This window comes from Halobacillus rhizosphaerae, assembly GCF_046719735.1.
Lineage (GTDB): Bacteria > Bacillota > Bacilli > Bacillales > Halobacillaceae > Halobacillus_B > Halobacillus_B rhizosphaerae.
In genome coordinates this window covers 192558-207700 of record NZ_JAUTWQ010000006.1, presented here as the reverse complement: position 1 = coordinate 207700, position 15143 = coordinate 192558, and the positions used below count along the sequence as shown (strand labels likewise).

Annotated in this window: 14 protein-coding genes and 1 pseudogene; 10 read left to right on the top strand and 5 right to left on the bottom strand. The window is 41.1% G+C overall.

Translation table 11 applies throughout. From position 1 onward, the window contains the following. Positions 1-22: 22 nt before the first annotated feature. The 3 genes from Q7A53_RS08810 to Q7A53_RS08800 are packed head-to-tail and all read left to right on the top strand — an operon-like array spanning position 23 to position 3613. The gene (locus Q7A53_RS08810; protein ID WP_411788777.1) at positions 23-2176 is read left to right on the top strand and encodes a glycosyltransferase family 39 protein; all 2154 of its coding nucleotides are present in this window, start codon (positions 23-25) and stop codon (positions 2174-2176) included. A gap of 50 nt (positions 2177-2226) precedes the next feature. After that, positions 2227-3189, top strand: coding sequence for a glycosyltransferase family 2 protein (locus Q7A53_RS08805; protein ID WP_411788947.1), 963 nt, complete (start codon positions 2227-2229; stop codon positions 3187-3189). Further along, the gene (locus tag Q7A53_RS08800) at positions 3176-3613 is read left to right on the top strand and encodes a GtrA family protein (protein ID WP_411788776.1); all 438 of its coding nucleotides are present in this window, start codon (positions 3176-3178) and stop codon (positions 3611-3613) included. Before Q7A53_RS08805 ends, Q7A53_RS08800 begins: the two co-directional genes overlap by 14 nt. Positions 3614-3636: 23 nt before the next feature. Here the strand turns inward: Q7A53_RS08800 and Q7A53_RS08795 are convergent, their stop codons facing one another. The 4 genes from Q7A53_RS08795 to Q7A53_RS08780 all read right to left on the bottom strand — a co-directional run bounded on the left by Q7A53_RS08795 (position 3637) and on the right by Q7A53_RS08780 (position 7762). Next, positions 3637-4314 (bottom strand): NAD(P)H-dependent oxidoreductase, encoded by a 678-nt coding sequence (locus Q7A53_RS08795; protein WP_411788775.1) that lies wholly within the window; start codon positions 4312-4314, stop codon positions 3637-3639. A 247-nt stretch (positions 4315-4561) separates the two neighbouring features. After that, a complete protein-coding gene (locus tag Q7A53_RS08790) occupies positions 4562-5989 on the bottom strand; it encodes a PTS transporter subunit EIIC (RefSeq protein WP_411788774.1) in 1428 nt (475 codons plus the stop codon). A gap of 17 nt (positions 5990-6006) precedes the next feature. Then, a complete protein-coding gene (gene murQ / locus Q7A53_RS08785) occupies positions 6007-6897 on the bottom strand; it encodes an N-acetylmuramic acid 6-phosphate etherase (protein ID WP_411788773.1) in 891 nt (296 codons plus the stop codon). Further along, on the bottom strand, positions 6890-7762 hold the full coding sequence (locus Q7A53_RS08780) for a MurR/RpiR family transcriptional regulator (protein ID WP_411788772.1): 873 nt from the start codon (positions 7760-7762) through the stop codon (positions 6890-6892). Before Q7A53_RS08780 ends, murQ begins: the two co-directional genes overlap by 8 nt. A 499-nt stretch (positions 7763-8261) precedes the next feature. Between Q7A53_RS08780 and Q7A53_RS08775 the strand changes: the two genes are divergently transcribed. Continuing rightward, positions 8262-8795: a chloramphenicol phosphotransferase CPT family protein gene (locus Q7A53_RS08775; RefSeq protein WP_411788771.1), complete on the top strand. Its 534-nt coding sequence runs from the start codon at positions 8262-8264 to the stop codon at positions 8793-8795. A gap of 54 nt (positions 8796-8849) precedes the next feature. On the opposite strand, the gene Q7A53_RS08770 is transcribed toward Q7A53_RS08775, so the two are convergent. Then, positions 8850-10355 (bottom strand): M1 family metallopeptidase, encoded by a 1506-nt coding sequence (locus Q7A53_RS08770; RefSeq protein WP_411788770.1) that lies wholly within the window; start codon positions 10353-10355, stop codon positions 8850-8852. Between the two features lie 302 nt (positions 10356-10657). Between Q7A53_RS08770 and Q7A53_RS08765 the strand changes: the two genes are divergently transcribed. The 6 genes and pseudogenes from Q7A53_RS08765 (at position 10658) to Q7A53_RS08740 (ending at position 15076) form a co-directional block, all read left to right on the top strand. Further along, a complete protein-coding gene (locus Q7A53_RS08765; protein WP_411788769.1) occupies positions 10658-11188 on the top strand; it encodes an immunoglobulin-like domain-containing protein in 531 nt (176 codons plus the stop codon). Between the two features lie 148 nt (positions 11189-11336). Next, a complete protein-coding gene (locus Q7A53_RS08760) occupies positions 11337-11780 on the top strand; it encodes an SgcJ/EcaC family oxidoreductase (protein ID WP_411788768.1) in 444 nt (147 codons plus the stop codon). A gap of 135 nt (positions 11781-11915) precedes the next feature. Then, the gene (locus Q7A53_RS08755) at positions 11916-12536 is read left to right on the top strand and encodes an ArsR/SmtB family transcription factor (protein WP_411788767.1); all 621 of its coding nucleotides are present in this window, start codon (positions 11916-11918) and stop codon (positions 12534-12536) included. After that, entirely contained in the window at positions 12537-13796 is a 1260-nt protein-coding gene (locus Q7A53_RS08750; protein WP_411788766.1) for an MFS transporter, read from the top strand. A 113-nt stretch (positions 13797-13909) separates the two neighbouring features. Next, positions 13910-14467, top strand: a pseudogene (locus Q7A53_RS08745) (histidine phosphatase family protein). Between the two features lie 444 nt (positions 14468-14911). Next, positions 14912-15076, top strand: coding sequence for a hypothetical protein (locus tag Q7A53_RS08740; RefSeq protein ID WP_411788765.1), 165 nt, complete (start codon positions 14912-14914; stop codon positions 15074-15076). Positions 15077-15143: the final 67 nt, after the last annotated feature.

Genomic DNA, 15143 nt, shown 5'->3' with positions numbered 1-15143 from the left:
TTGATTTTAGGAGTGGTAGGGAATGAGAGAACGTTTGAAATCGCGGGTAGATATCTTTTTAGTGATTATCGTTTTACTTTCCATTTTTCTAAATGGATACAACATTTGGACGGATCAATACGCAAACACCTATTATACGACTGCCGTTGCAAGTATGATGGAAAATTTCCATAATTTTTTCTTCGCATCGTTAGACACGGCGGGCTCGGTTACGGTAGACAAACCACCAGTTACCTTTTGGATTCAAACCTTGAGTGCCTCTATTTTTGGACTTAAAGGCTGGAGTGTCATCCTGCCTCAGGCTTTAGCTGGAGTGGGGTCTGTTGTACTCATGTATGTATTAATCAAGCCTTCCTTTGGGACGATTGCTGCAAGGTTATCGGCATTGGCAATGGCAGTTACACCGGTTGCAGTAGCCGTCAGCCGGACGAACAACATTGACAGCATGCTAGTATTTACTCTTTTAGCAGCCACATGGCTCTTGTTCCGAGGAATTAGAAAGAGCAGTATCTGGAGTTTGATCGGAGCGTTCTCACTTATCGGCGTTGCCTTTAATATGAAAATGCTTCAGGCGTATATGGTTCTTCCAGCTTTTTATTTGATTTACCTTTTAGCAGTAAAAATGAACTGGAAAAAGAAACTTGGCGTCTTAGCTTCTGCAACCACTTTGATGGTCATTCTATCGCTGTCGTGGGCGGTTATTGTTGATTTAACACCAGAAGACCAGCGGCCGTATATTGGCAGCAGTGAAAATAACTCGGTTCTTGAACTCGCCTTTGGATATAACGGACTTTCTCGCTTGACCGGCCAGCAAGGACCGGGCAAGGGTGGAGATCAAGGCACGTTTAACAGAGAGAATCTGGCTGGGGAGGCGAACAACAATGGCATGGCAGTTCCCCCTGCAGCTGGTGAGTCATCCGATCAGAATGGAGGTTTAGCTGGCCCGGACTTTGATGGCAATGGAAACGGTGGACCTCCGAATATGGAAGCTGGAGGAGGCGGCATGCCAGGCAGAAACGGCGGCGGTATGTTTGGTACAGGCGAAAAAGGCCCTTTGCGTTTATTTAAGTCAGCGTTATCCGGCCAAGCCAGCTGGCTGCTTCCCTTTGCACTCCTTGCAAGTTTAGGTTTGCTATTTGGAATACGCAGGGGTCACATAACCGCCAAGCACAAGGAAACGATCTTTTGGCTGTCCTGGCTCATTCCAGTAGGGATATTTTTCAGTATAGCCGGATTTTTCCACCATTATTATTTGATTATGCTGGCTCCGCCGATTGCCGCTTTGTTTGGGGCAGGGTGGGCGCAGCTTTATGAAGATTTTCGAAGCGGATCCAGCTTCAAATCCTCGCTGCTCCCTGCGGCGGTATTGCTTACTTCTGTTTTTGAGTGGTTCGTTATCCATCCTTATGATGACACGATTGGCAGTGGCTGGTCCGTAGGAGTTCTAGTAACGGGAATCTTATTCACTTTCGTTCTAATCTACTTTAAATTCAAGGAAACGAATTTGAAGCGTTTATTTAGTGTATTGGCGTTATTGGTTCTGTTAATTGGACCGTCCTACTGGTCATTAACGCCGATTGTTTATGGAGGTAATAGTATGCTTCCACAGGCTGGGCCAAGTCCAGGCGGAAATATGGGCAAGATGCAGGCTGGAGGCGCTCCTAATTTCAATAGAAATATGAACGGAGATGTTCCGGATACAGATGTCTCGGAACATCCATTTCCTCAAAATAGTGAAGATATGCCTTCGATGAGCATGGGAGGCATGCCAGGAGGGATGGAAGGCGCAGGGATTGACGAGCAAACTCTTTCTTATCTTAAAGAAAATAACACTGGGGAAACCTATTTATTTGCTACAACGAGTTATACGACTGCCGCTCCTTATATCATCGACGAGAATGAATCTGTTATTACAATGGGAGGATTCTCTGGATCAGATCCGGTCTATTCGGTTGATGAAATAAAAGACTTAGTCAAGAGCGGCGAAGTTAAATACTTCCTTATCTCTGACCGAGGAATGGGAAGAGGAAGTTCTGAAGTTACTACATGGATTAAAGAGAATGGAACAGAAATTCCGACAGATAAATGGAAAACAGGCTCTTCCAGTTCAGATCAGGAAATGAATCAGTTTGGACCTGGAGGTGCGGGTACCCTTTATGAAGTGAGCTTGGATTAAGTTTATAAATCATGAAAGCTAAATAATAAATAGAAAGGAAGAGAGTGGCTATGCGTTATTCGGTGATCGTTCCTGTTTATAATGAAGAAGAAGTGATCCAGACCACGGTTAGTCGTTTGAAACAGGTGATGAACCAGCTAAATGATTCTTATGAATTAATCTTTGTTAATGATGGAAGCAGAGACCAGACCTTATCCATCTTAAAGGAATATTGTCAGGGCGACTCAACTGTGAAAATTATTGATTTTGCTCGTAATTTTGGCCACCAAATCGCTATTACAGCAGGTATGGATGCGGCACAAGGGGACGCTGTTATTGTGATGGATGCCGATCTTCAGGATCCTCCAGAGCTGATCTTTTCTATGATTGAGAAGTGGAAGGAAGGGTACGAAGTGGTCTACGCCAAACGAACTAAAAGAAAAGGCGAGACTTTCTTTAAGAAATATACCGCCTCCTTATTTTATCGTACTCTACGTGCTTTAACGGATATAGATATTCCTATGGATACTGGAGATTTTCGATTGATTGATCGAAAAGTGTGTGATCAAATGGCGCAGCTGCACGAGAAGAACCGGTTTGTAAGAGGGCTGGTCAGCTGGGTAGGATTTCGCCAGACCGCGGTTGAATATGAGCGGGATGAACGACTGGTTGGTGAATCCAAATATCCATTGAAAAAAATGCTGAAGCTTTCGCTCGACGGAATTACCTCTTTTTCATATAAGCCGCTTAAACTCGCAAGTTATGCAGGAGTCTTACTTTCTCTTGGTGGGTTCCTTTATATGCTCTACGTTATTTATTTGAAGTTATTTACAAACAGTACGATTCTAGGATGGTCATCGGTCATTGTCATCCAGTTACTATTCAGCGGGATTGTCTTATTGATTATGGGAATAATGGGAGAATATATTGGAAGAATCTATGACGAAACGAAAGCTAGACCCTTGTATATTGTGCGAAAAACGTACAAGCGGGAAGAAATGACTCAGAAAGCGAAATTCATTGGAAAGCAATAAAGCAGGGATCATATTCATCAAGTTTGGATTCGTTGGATTATTGAACACCGCTGTAGATTTGCTGCTTTTCTTCATCCTATCAAGTGTCGGTATCACTTACTGGCTTGCCCAAATTTTTTCCTACAGCGGCGGTGTGATCAATAGCTATCTGCTCAATCGTCAATGGACTTTTCAAGTGGCGGAGAAGAAGAGTAGAAGAGAATTCAGTCGATTTCTTTTAGTTAATCTAATCACTTTAATTCTCACTGCTTCGCTGTTGAAGATGGGGTTGCAACTAGTAGAATGGTCGCTGGTAACCACGAAGATCGCTGCTACTGGTGGCGGGATGCTAGTTAATTATGGACTGACGAAGAGCTGGGTGTTTGTTGGAGGAAGAAATTCGTACAATTTGAAAAATAGCGAAAAAAACAGCGGTACTCCTTAAAGAAAGGGGTACCGCTGTACTATTTAGTTAATCCACTGCACAATTTCTTCATAACAGAGCCGTGACTTTGGCGGCTGTTCTTGAGCACGGTAACCAAAAGCAGCCATCACAGAAATGCTGAAATGTCCATCTTTTAGAAGACCTTCTTTCTCGAGGAGTTCATTCATTTTCTGGATGTTAAACCCTTCAATCGGGCAGGAATCTACACCTATTTCAGCAGCGGCTGTCATCATATTGGCGAGCGCTACGTACGTTTGTTTGGATGCCCAGTCATATAGTGGACGGTCTCCATCCAGCAAATCAAAATCAACTTCTTGAAACTCCTTGATTCGTTCCAGGAATTTCTCGGCTTGTTCATCCGGCATTTGTTTGATCTCTTTAAATTGCCGTTGCAAATAGTCGGAGTCATATTTGGTGTCTTTCTTCGTGCGGGCGAGGAGGATGACAAAATGACTGGCATCCGGAAGCTTTCCGTAAGCGCCCCAAGCTGTTTGACGGATTTTTTCACGGAGTTCCTCATTTTGGATGACTAGAAATCGCCATGGTTCGAATCCAAACGAGCTTGGAGATAAGCGGCCGGTTTCTAAAATAAAGCGAAAGTCGTCCTCGGGGATTTTTTTATCGGGATCAAATTGCTTTGTTGCGTGTCTGAATTGATGGGCTTTAAGGATTTCCTGCTTCTTTTCTTCTTTGTTATTCACTTTGCATTCCTCCTTATTCTTTTCAAATGTAAAGTAACACAAATGGGGGATATATTCATGGATTCTGCCCAATGAATGCGTATTTGTATGACCCAGTGACTCTGTTCATTTATAGTATTGATTTGTATAGTTGTGAAAATACATAGGAACCAACTAATTTCATGAACTTCTCCTCAAGGAGTAAGAAATTTTAGGAGGTTAATAATAAAAACTCAGCCCTGGTAACGAAGGCTGAGTTGATGGGGGATTAGGCTGCTTTATCCTGGTCATAGAGGCGGTTGGCCATTTCTTTTTTAAAGCCGAATAAATACGTTAATGCAAATCCGCCAATATAAGAAATAATTAATCCAATAATGTACGATAAATATTTTCCATCCGCAATCAGTGGAATAAGCGCAATGCCGGAGGGACCAACGGTGATCGCACCTGTATTTGCTAAGGCAAGGAAGGATCCGCCGAAGCCTGCTCCTAGACAAGCTGTCAGAAATGGACGTCCAAGGGGCAGGCAAACTCCGTAAATTAAAGGTTCGCCGATCCCGAGTATGCCCACAGGCAAGGCATTGGCGATGGTTTTACGCAGTCGTTTATCCGTGGTTTTCATGTAGATGGCGATTGCCGCTCCCACTTGACCGCCTCCTGCCATTGCTAATACCGGAAGTAAAGTAGTGTAGCCTACTTTATTAATGAGCTCTAAATGAACAGGGATGATTCCCTGGTGGAGTCCTACAGTGACCAGCGGAAGGAATGTCGCTGCTAATACAAAGCCACCGACTACGCCGCCGATCTTAAGCATCACATCGACGAGGAACCAAGTTATACCGCTCATAATTAATCCTGCCAGCGGTTGAATAATTATAACCGCGATCAGAGAGCCGATCAGAATAGTTACTAGAGGAGTAATGATTAAATCAAGGCTGTCAGGAATGCGTTTTCTGACAAATTGTTCGATTTTAGCAAAAATGTAGGCAGCAATAATCACACCTAATAAACCGCCAAGACCTGTACTGACTTTTAAATTTAATCCGAATAATTGAAGGGTATCAATATTACTCAGTGAAGGAGCATAGATGAGAAGGCCGGCAATCCCGCCAAGCACTAAGGTTCCTCGGAATTCCCTTGCTGTATTGATTCCTACGAAAATTCCCAGACTTCCAAATAATAAGCCGCCAATGGATTGTAAAAGGATATACCAATCTGTATCGAGAATGGCCGAATCGAGTACTCCTGCTTCAGGAGCGGCAAGATTCGCGATTAAGTTAGCGATACCTAAAATGAGACCTGACGCTACAAAACCAGGAATTAGCGGTACAAAAATATTCCCTACGTGCCGCAGCATTTTCTGAGTTCGTGACGTTTGCTTTGCTTTATAGGCCGCTTTTGTATCTGAAGCTACATTAATCTCTTCTTCCTCGTCTAACTCTTTACCTTCGATCCCGGTAATTTCTTCTACCTCATAGGCAACTTTAGAAACTTTTCCAGGGCCGAGAACAATTTGAATCGTTTGATCTTCCACAATCCCCATAACGTCTTCAAGGCCTTTTATTGAATCGAGCTGAACTTTAGAATAATCCTTCACATTGACGCGCAAGCGTGTAATACAATTTGTGAAACTAATGATATTTTGTTTTCCACCCAAATGGGACACAATCTTTTCGGCAAGCACGCGATTGTTCATGTTGATAACCTACCCTTCTATTGAGTAATGGCGTAACGGACAAAGCCGTTTGCAGTTTCTAAACATTCCTCGGCTTGTTCTTTGCTGCATTTTCTTTCAATCATCACGATGGCTACTTTGGGCTTATGGCCTGCTTCCTTTAAGTAATCTTCAGCTTCTTCAATAGAAACACCTGTCGCTAATGAGATAATATTTTTTGCTCTTTGGACGAGCTTTTTATTGGTCAATTGAACATCCACCATCAGGTTGCCGTAGACTTTTCCAATCCCGACCATGGCGCCGGTTGAAATCATGTTCACGACTAATTTTTGCGCTGTCCCTGACTTCAGCCGGGTAGACCCGGTGATTACTTCAGGTCCGACGTTTACTTCAATGGCAACATCCGCCTCTTTGCTGATTTCCGATCCTTTGTTACAGCTGATAGCAGCTGTATGGGCACCAATGCTTCTTGCATAATGTAAGCCGCCAATAACATAAGGCGTGCGTCCGCTTGCTGCCAGGCCGATTACTGTATCTTTTTCTGTAAGGTTTAACTTTTTTAAGTCTGTGACTGCTTCTTCTTTGCTATCTTCCGCCCCTTCAACGGCTTTGATGATCGCTCGGTCGCCGCCGGCAATCAATCCCTGAACTTGTTCGAAATTCGTGCCAAATGTCGGAGGGCATTCGACTGCATCAAGGATTCCCAGACGTCCACTGGTTCCTGCCCCTATATAGATGAGTCTTCCTCCAGAATGAAAGGATTCAACGACGAAGCGGATGGCTGCTTCGATCTGTCTGATTTGCTTCTCGACCGCCAGAGGTACGAGCTTATCTTCATTATTCATCACTTTTAAAAAGTCATGCGTAGACATATCATCTAAGTTCATTGTATTCTCATTTCTTGTTTCCGTAGTAAGATGATCAATCATGTTGTTTATTTCCTCCTTTTTCCCCGCTTTGCTGAATGATTTCGTGTGTTCTTTTTAAATGAAAGAGAGCATCGTCATACTCTTCATGAGCGCATGCTGTATAAAGAATATCCACGACATTCAACGTTGCCATTCGTGAAGTCATGGCAGCGCTTCTAAATTCATCTTCCTTTGCAGCGACAAACAATACGGCATCTGCCAGCGAAGTAATCTCCGTGTCTGCATACTTCGTGATCGCGATAATCTTTGCCCCTTGGCTTTTGGCAATTTGTATGCATTCGATGACTTGCTTTGTCTCACCGGAGTACGTAATGGCTATCGCTACATCTTCAGGACCTAAATTTACTGCCGATACTCTTTGCATATGAAAATCGCTATAAGCGGTACAAGGTCTGTTGATGCGCATAAACTTCTGAACGGCGTCCGAGGCTATAAGGTAACTGGACCCCACTCCGTAAAGATCAATCTTCTTTGCCTGCGTTAAATAACGATATGCCTTGGTAAGTTCCTCCACATCCAGCAGCTGAAGGCTTTCGTGTAGCGACTGAATATTGTTATGGGTAATCACAGTCATAACGTTCTTAATCGAATCCCCAGGTTCCAAATGCTGTTTGTCTAAATCGTGCATGTTCAGGATTGATAAGTCACCAGCAAGCTTTAATTTAAAGTCTTTAAAACCTTCGTAACCAATTGATTTGCAATATCTTAATACGGCAGATGGGCTGGAGTAACTTTCAGCCGCAATTTGCTGAATCGACATGGAAACGACGTCTTCAGGATGATGTAAGATATAATCCGCCACTACTTTTTCCGCCGGCTTTACCGTAGCGAAAGATTCTCTTACTTTATATAGAACTCCATTCATAAAGGACACCTCAATTGAGAATGTTTTTTTATTAAGCGCTTTCACATAGTATAGCACCGGTAGAATAAAAAATCGGTAATGGTGGTAATTATGAAATAAAATTTCAAAATTAGGAATGATTCTGTCGTGGAACATCTAAAGAAGTGAGTAGAAATAGGGAGTGTGTTTCGAATTTAAATCTCCGCTTATGAACAGAAGTACCAAAGCTTTATGCTTTGATAACTGTGAGAGATGAACTGACATGGAAGGGATGTCACATGTCATTAATTAAACGTTGAAAAAGTAAATGAATGTATTTCTATAATGGGGCTTGGACCGTTGATCTAGAAGGAGGAAAAGCACTAGACAATGTAGAAGTTATGAACGTTCGACTTTGGAATTATTTATAGACATCAAAAGGAAATTTAACGGGAGAGACGGTTACCCAACAAACGAATGGGCGGGTTAAAAAGTGAAAACCTTCAATATATAAGGTTTGTATAAAAGAAAGGTGGGAGCGATGGTACAAGTCATCATTCTAAATGGCGGATCTAGTTCTGGAAAAACTACGATTGCAAAGTGTCTTCAAAATTCATTACATACCCCCTGGCTGAGGTTTAGTATTGATGATTTAATCAATGCTATGCCTGAGTCTATGTTTAAGACTGCTAGTGGCCTTAAGCTCGGTGACGATGGGTCTGTCAGCCCTGGACCTGAGTTTAGGACTTTAGAATCTGCGTGGAAATACGGTATTGGAGAGATGGTTCGCAAAGGAGCTCTTGTGATTATTGACGATGTTTTTATTAGCGGGGTAGAAGCCAGGCAAAGCTGGGAAACTTCTTTAAAGGGTCTGGAGGTGCTGTGGGTGGGCGTGTATTGTGCCTCCACTGCGGCATCTGCACGTGAAAAGCAGCGCAAGGATCGCACAGAAGGTATGGCTGCAGCACAGGCGGAGGCAGTTCATATCGGGATCGATTATGATATTAAAGTAGATACAACTCATCATTCGCCAGAATCATGTGCTGGAAAAATAAAGAAAAAAATTCACCAATAAATAATAACAGGCTGCCGAAATTCACTCGACAGCCTGTTATTAAAAATAGTCAACTTATTCTTGATCTGACAAATACACACGGTGATTTCTGAAGAATGGCATTAAATCTTGTTTCGTAGATCTTTCCATTGAGGAAATAAATTCACCAGTAGAAGAGATCCCGAATTTTTGCTGATGGAAATAGCGTTTCATAGCATGATAGAATTCTTTATCGCCTAGTTTTTGCCGTAGATCATTAAGCGTGCTTGAGCCATAATCATAAATCGTACGATAGTAAGCACTGATCCCGCCTTCATCTGCACGGGCAGTAAAGTCGGCCACCTGACTTGATAGATGATAGTAGGGGTCGGGATTCGGATCTGCGTTCAGTTTATCAAGATCTCCATCGTATAAGGCAGCCGCAAAGCTTGCGAAAGACTCGTCCAGCCAAGGTTCATCGTATTCATTATTTCCAATGATTCCATAGAACCATTGATGTCCGATTTCGTGAGCATTGACGGATTTCGCCCAATCAATCGTACTGTTTTCAGTAAGACTGATCATTACGAGCTGTGGATACTCCATCCCTCCGAACCAGCCTTCCATAGTAACAACATCCAGTTCTGGCCACGGGTACTTGCCGAATTTATCACTGAACAGCTTGATACTATCCACACCAGATTCGAGTAAACTGGCTGCATATTTGGCATGGTCACCAGAGTAATAGACATTCACTTTCGTATTTTTTACTTTCGCAGATATCACCCGGTAGTTGGGGTTCATCTCCATTGCAAAGTCGCGGACATTTTTCGCTTTATAGTGGTGAGTGGCTTTGTGCCCTTTGATGTCCGGATTGCCAACCTCTTCACCAGTGGCCGCGATGACCTGATCTTTATCCGTCGTTAAGGTCACATCAAATTTTCCTGTGAGAGAATAAAAGGATTCTCCATATGGATAGTAGGGGTCCACATTCCAGCCTTCCTCATCATAGACGGCAAGGATAGGAAACCAGTTACCAAGGGAAACCGTATCTCCGTCCCAGCCGAAGCGGTCCTTCTGTTCAGGCAGGCTCACTTCAAACTTCATGGTTACCACTGCTTTTTTATTCTTATCTAAGGAGAGATTCTTGATATGTAGCGCAGTTTTATCTACCTCGAAGTCTGCTTTCTTCCCATCCACTTTAATCTTGGAAACATTCATACCGCCGCCATTTTCTTCAAATACATCTGCATTGCCCCAGAGGTTGAAATACAATTCACTTAAGTTGGCTTTAATGTTGTTCTTGAAAGTGACTTGCATTTTTCCATGGATGGTGTGGTTCGTGGAATTGTAATTTACATCCATTTTGTATTTCGGTTTTGCAGGTCCCAACTCAGTTTCCTTTCTTTTGTTCAACTTCTTAACAGATTCTTTGATCAATGGCACCGCATCCGGAGTTTCTGAAGGTACATACGCCCCTTTCCGTTCAGATTTAACCTGCGGACCCTCCTTATCAGCAGCAGAAACTGCCCCCGGTAAAACTAACCCCAAAGCCAATGAACTGACAACCACACTTTTTAACCATTTGTTCTTTAATTTCAAAAAATCCCTCCTTTTTCCATATACCTATCACTTCTTGGTCGGGCAGTAAGTTCCCTTGAACCCAAGGTCCTAAAACTATAGTAAAATCGAACTGAATTTGTAAAAAATTACAAATAATGATCGAAAAATGGATGAAGCAACTGGAAAAATTGGGAGGCTTGCAGAAAACATTGCAAATTTAGAACAATGGTTTGTCCTGTATTTTGTAACTTATTGCAAGAATTTCCGACTAATCAATGGCAGTGTCAATCATCTATTCGTGTTTTTATTACAGTTCATTCGTTTGTTAGGAGAGGATGTCTATGAGGAAGAGTACTGCCATAGTTTTGTTCTGCATGGTGATGACGATTGGATGTTCAATCAACAGCACAGGAACGTCATCGAACTCAATACCAGATGAAAATTCAGCTTCGGAAGAACCGGACAGAGTGAATTCCTCAAGCCGAGAACAACGGAGTGTTGATGAGGAAGTGCCTAATGCAGATGTTAGGATGAACGCTGTCAAAAATGGTAAAATAAACGTCCAAGTTTCGATTGAAGAACAAACGGCAGATCATTTCACCTTTAAAGTAAAAAATGAGGGACCGGCAGAGTTAACATTTGGGAAGGATTATTATTTTCAGGAGAAGAAGGCAGGAAAATGGAAAAGGATACCACTTACACTTACCTTTGAAAGTATAGGATATGAACTTTCTGCAGGTGAATTTTACAGACAGAACGTTTATTTGAAAGACCTGGGTTTAGCTAAAGGAAAGTATCGGGTAGTTAAACCGTTGAAGGCAAAGAATCAAAATTCCTCGGTGAAGGTCGCTGCTGAATTTTCAGTGGAGTAGGCTCATCATTTAAAAGGATCGTTAATAGTTACCTTAAGTATTCATTTGGAATTTTTAGATTATCAAGGAACCCATCCAGTAAAAAAGTTTAGAAGTGTACTCCATTGTGAGATAATAATTTCCACAGAGAAATATAAGGAGTGAGTCCATGGGAAAAGAAGCAGCGATTAAGGAAACATATGAACATTTAATTAAAGCTTGGAACAATCGTGACGCTGAAAAAATGTCAAGTTTGTTTACTGAAAGTGGAGAAAGCATTGGGTTTGATGGCAGCACCTCTAAAGGCCGAGAAGAAATTCTGTCTCACTTAAAGCCTATTTTCAGAGATCATCCAACGGCTCCTTTTGTGAATAAAGTAAAAGAAGTTAAATTCATTGGAGACCAAACAGCCATCTTAAGAGCGATAGCAGGAATGATTCCGCCTGGTGAATCTGATATCAAACCAGAAGTAAATACTCACCACACTTTAGTGTTAGAACATAAGGAAGACGGATGGAAGATAGAATTATTTCAAAATACACCTGCTCAATTTCACGGCCGGCCTGAATTAGTGGAAGAAATGACAAATGAATTGAGGAAATTGATTCGATAAATTTAACAAATTTCCATTGATATGAGAGTTAAATCTTAAAACCAGTTATATTGTCAGATTAATTTGACAATATAACTGGTTTTATTTTACACTTATGTCAATAAAAATTGACTAATCAAAAAAGGTGGACAATAAATGAAACAAAATATTCTTTATTTAACTAATTTAGGGCAGTTGAAATCTCTTAGTGATCCTTTACGTGTCGATATTCTTCATCATTTAATTGAAAAACCGTACTCTGGTCAGCAATTATCACAAAAACTAGATGTAGCAAGGTCTAAAATTCATTACCATTTAAAAGACCTTGAGAAAAATGAACTCATTTATTTAGCAGGTGAATCCAAGAAACGTAATATGACAGAAAAGACTTACCGGGCAGCTGCCAAAAGCTTTATCCCTTCAAGTGATATTTTTCCTGTAGAAAATAGGTATTTGGCTGATAGCGGAAGGCTCATGACTTTAACTGCTATTGACCGGACAAGACAAAGAGCAATTGAAGCTCCAGAGGAAGTCTTCTTAACAGAAAGTGAAAATCCAGAGAATTGGAATCAAATTAATGCTCAATTAGAGGTGCAAACAACAGATGATAAATATAAGAAGTGGGTTAAGAAGTATCACGAGCTCCTTAAAGAATTTAATGAATTGAAGGATGATGGCGAGGACAGTAAGTGGTTTTATGTTTCTACATTTGGATTTGAGTTAGCTCAGCCGCTATTTACGAAGAACGAAAGTCATTCGGAGGGCACCGAGGGCTAGATGAAGAAGTTAGTTCATACAGTAAATCGTGAACTGAAAGTGCTGCCCAGTATAGTATGGGCACTTTTGGGAGCTTGCTTTATAGAATCTACGGCGCGTTTTATGGCGATGCCTTTTATTGCTCTTTATTTTACACAGGTCGCAGGCTTAACTGTAACTCAAACTGGACTATTACTAGGAATCCCCCCTTTATCTTCCTTACTGTTTAGTGTTGCTGGAGGAAGACTTGCCGACAGATTTGGGGTGGGAAAGTTATTTCTGTTATCCCTCTCTGTTCCTGCCTTATGCTTAATAGGATTTGCCACTCTTGGTAACTACATAATATTGTGTATGATTAGTGCAATTGCTGGTCTGGGGTGGGCATTGTTCAACTCAACCAATCAATCATTAATTTCTGCTTACACCAGTGAAGTACATTATTCGAAAGTATTTAGTTATCGGTACTGGTTTTTTAATCTGGGAGGAACCATTGGCCCTCTTCTGGGAGCCTATATGGGAAGTGGGCAGTCACCGTTGCCCATCTTACTATTTTCCGGGGTTCTTTTAGCATTAACATTGATTTTGGGTAGTATGTTCTACCGGGGAAAGAAGGTGAACTCCTCTAGTCACCAAAGTAAATACAATGCCAAGAAAGCTGACATGTTCGGCAGGATTCTTAAAGTAATCGTACAAGACAAGGTGTTCATTCCTCTTGTGTTTTCCTGTTTTTTTATGTTTGCTATTGAATCCCAACGTGACGTAACGGTTGTACAATATCTAGCTGATGATTTTGCGAATGGAGTAGATTTGTTTGCTCGGCTTATCGCTTTAACCACATTACTCATAGTCATTTTTCAGCCAATCGCTGGAAAGATCTTGGACCGGATGAGCTATAGTCAAGCTTTTTTGAACGGTAGTATCTTATACAGTTTAGGACCATTACTCTTTGTGTTTTCCTCCAGTCCCTGGCATTGGTATGTGAGTATCACCATCTTCACTTTCGGAGAAATATTAGTCGCTCCTAAACGCCAGGCACTTATCGCAAAAATTGCAAAGAAAGAGATGCGCACGACTTACTTCTCTGTATCCAACATGGGAGGATATGCGGCATTCTTTATAGGACCGTGGGCGGGTAGCTATGTTCTGCAGCAATTTAATGGTCCGGTGTTATTTAGCATCATGTTTGGAGCAGGAATTATGGCAGGCTGCTCTTTAGTTATAGCTGCAAGGAATTTTCGTTATGCTGGTGAGGTTTTCAGGATTTCCAAGCACGGCAGTTGAGCCTTTGAATTATTTTTTTAATAAACTTGAAATCTTAAGAAATTGAGGGTGTTACGGAAGAAATAGTAGAGGTAAAGGTTAGTATATAGGTGAGATTGTGGGAGGAAACGATATTGAGTACAATAGTTTATTTAGTAAGACACGGTGAATCGCCTAAAGAAGGTAATGAAAGAACAAGAGGGTTAACCAGTAAAGGTTATTTAGATGCACAGCGAGTAGCAGACATATTTAAGAATGAAAGGATAGAAGCGGTTATTTCCAGTCCGTACACGCGCTCCATTTTAACCGTTGAAAAGACAGCACAGCAAATAGGACAAGAAGTAATAATCAATGAAATTTAAAGGAGAGGGTATTTTCACTTGAAGATAATAGATTAGCTGATAAGGAATTAGCATCTATATTGGAAAAGTCATTTTTGGATTCAAATTACTCTGTAGAGGGAGGAGAATCTAATGCTGAATGTCAAAAAAGGGCTATAACCGTCTTTAAAGAATTGTTAGAAACTTTTCGAGAGAAGAAAATTGTCATAGGGACTCATGGAGCTGTTATGACCTTAATGGGGGTTTTTCGATCGCACCTATGATTTAGACTTCTTGTATAACACATCTAAACCTGACATGTATAGAATGGAATTCAAAGAACAAGAATTAGTGAAAGTACAAAGGATATGACGTGATTTAAGAGATAACCAATAGTATTACGAAACATAAAAACAGTGGGAAGGACTACGAAATAAGTGGCCGTTGTTCAACAAGGGCAGTCGCATTGGAATTATGAGTTACTGAAAAATAATGGGTTACATAAATGGGAGAAGGTGATTAGAAGGAATATCCTTTCATTTTATAGAATGTTTAGGTTATTAGATTCTGAAGATAACCGAATCCTTGTTAGTTGTGAAATATGGAATTTGCTTCTAAAGGGGGAATTTTCTTGCTATATATGTTGATTGTTAAAGCCTCTCAGAACAATGAGGCAAATCTTCAATCATAAGATTTGCCTATTAGTCATGATAGGCAATTGGGTAATATAGTGACCTTAAGGGATGGAAAGGTTTAAATCTTAGTTTTGTACATAAATGAGAAGTCGGAATATGTAGAAGTGGAAAGGAAGTTAAGATGGACAATCAATACTTTGTAGGCTGGGGAACACTAGCATTAATAAATGCTGCGCTTGCTCAAGGAAAAAATAGAACGGGATTAAACTGGTTTTTACTTTCGCTGGTTATAGGTCCATTAGCGACACTTATCCTATTATTTGTTGAAAAACTGAGTCCTGATTAAATATCCTTTTACCTATACGATCTAGAGTAAGTAGTGCTGACAAAGAATAGATCACCCAGAATTTAAT

What these genes read in the sequence shown, in the direction of transcription:
- Q7A53_RS08805 (WP_411788947.1), top strand. Translation starts at nt 2,227, where the DNA reads ATGCGTTATTCGGTGATCGTTCCTGTTTATAATGAAGAAGAAGTGATC.
- Q7A53_RS08755 (WP_411788767.1), top strand. Translation starts at nt 11,916, where the DNA reads ATGAAACAAAATATTCTTTATTTAACTAATTTAGGGCAGTTGAAATCT.
- Q7A53_RS08780 (WP_411788772.1), bottom strand. Translation starts at nt 7,762, where the DNA reads ATGAATGGAGTTCTATATAAAGTAAGAGAATCTTTCGCTACGGTAAAG.
- Q7A53_RS08750 (WP_411788766.1), top strand. Translation starts at nt 12,537, where the DNA reads ATGAAGAAGTTAGTTCATACAGTAAATCGTGAACTGAAAGTGCTGCCC.
- Q7A53_RS08760 (WP_411788768.1), top strand. Translation starts at nt 11,337, where the DNA reads ATGGGAAAAGAAGCAGCGATTAAGGAAACATATGAACATTTAATTAAA.
- Q7A53_RS08765 (WP_411788769.1), top strand. Translation starts at nt 10,658, where the DNA reads ATGAGGAAGAGTACTGCCATAGTTTTGTTCTGCATGGTGATGACGATT.
- Q7A53_RS08790 (WP_411788774.1), bottom strand. Translation starts at nt 5,989, where the DNA reads ATGAACAATCGCGTGCTTGCCGAAAAGATTGTGTCCCATTTGGGTGGA.
- Q7A53_RS08810 (WP_411788777.1), top strand. Translation starts at nt 23, where the DNA reads ATGAGAGAACGTTTGAAATCGCGGGTAGATATCTTTTTAGTGATTATC.
- Q7A53_RS08740 (WP_411788765.1), top strand. Translation starts at nt 14,912, where the DNA reads ATGGACAATCAATACTTTGTAGGCTGGGGAACACTAGCATTAATAAAT.
- murQ (WP_411788773.1), bottom strand. Translation starts at nt 6,897, where the DNA reads ATGATTGATCATCTTACTACGGAAACAAGAAATGAGAATACAATGAAC.
- Q7A53_RS08775 (WP_411788771.1), top strand. Translation starts at nt 8,262, where the DNA reads ATGGTACAAGTCATCATTCTAAATGGCGGATCTAGTTCTGGAAAAACT.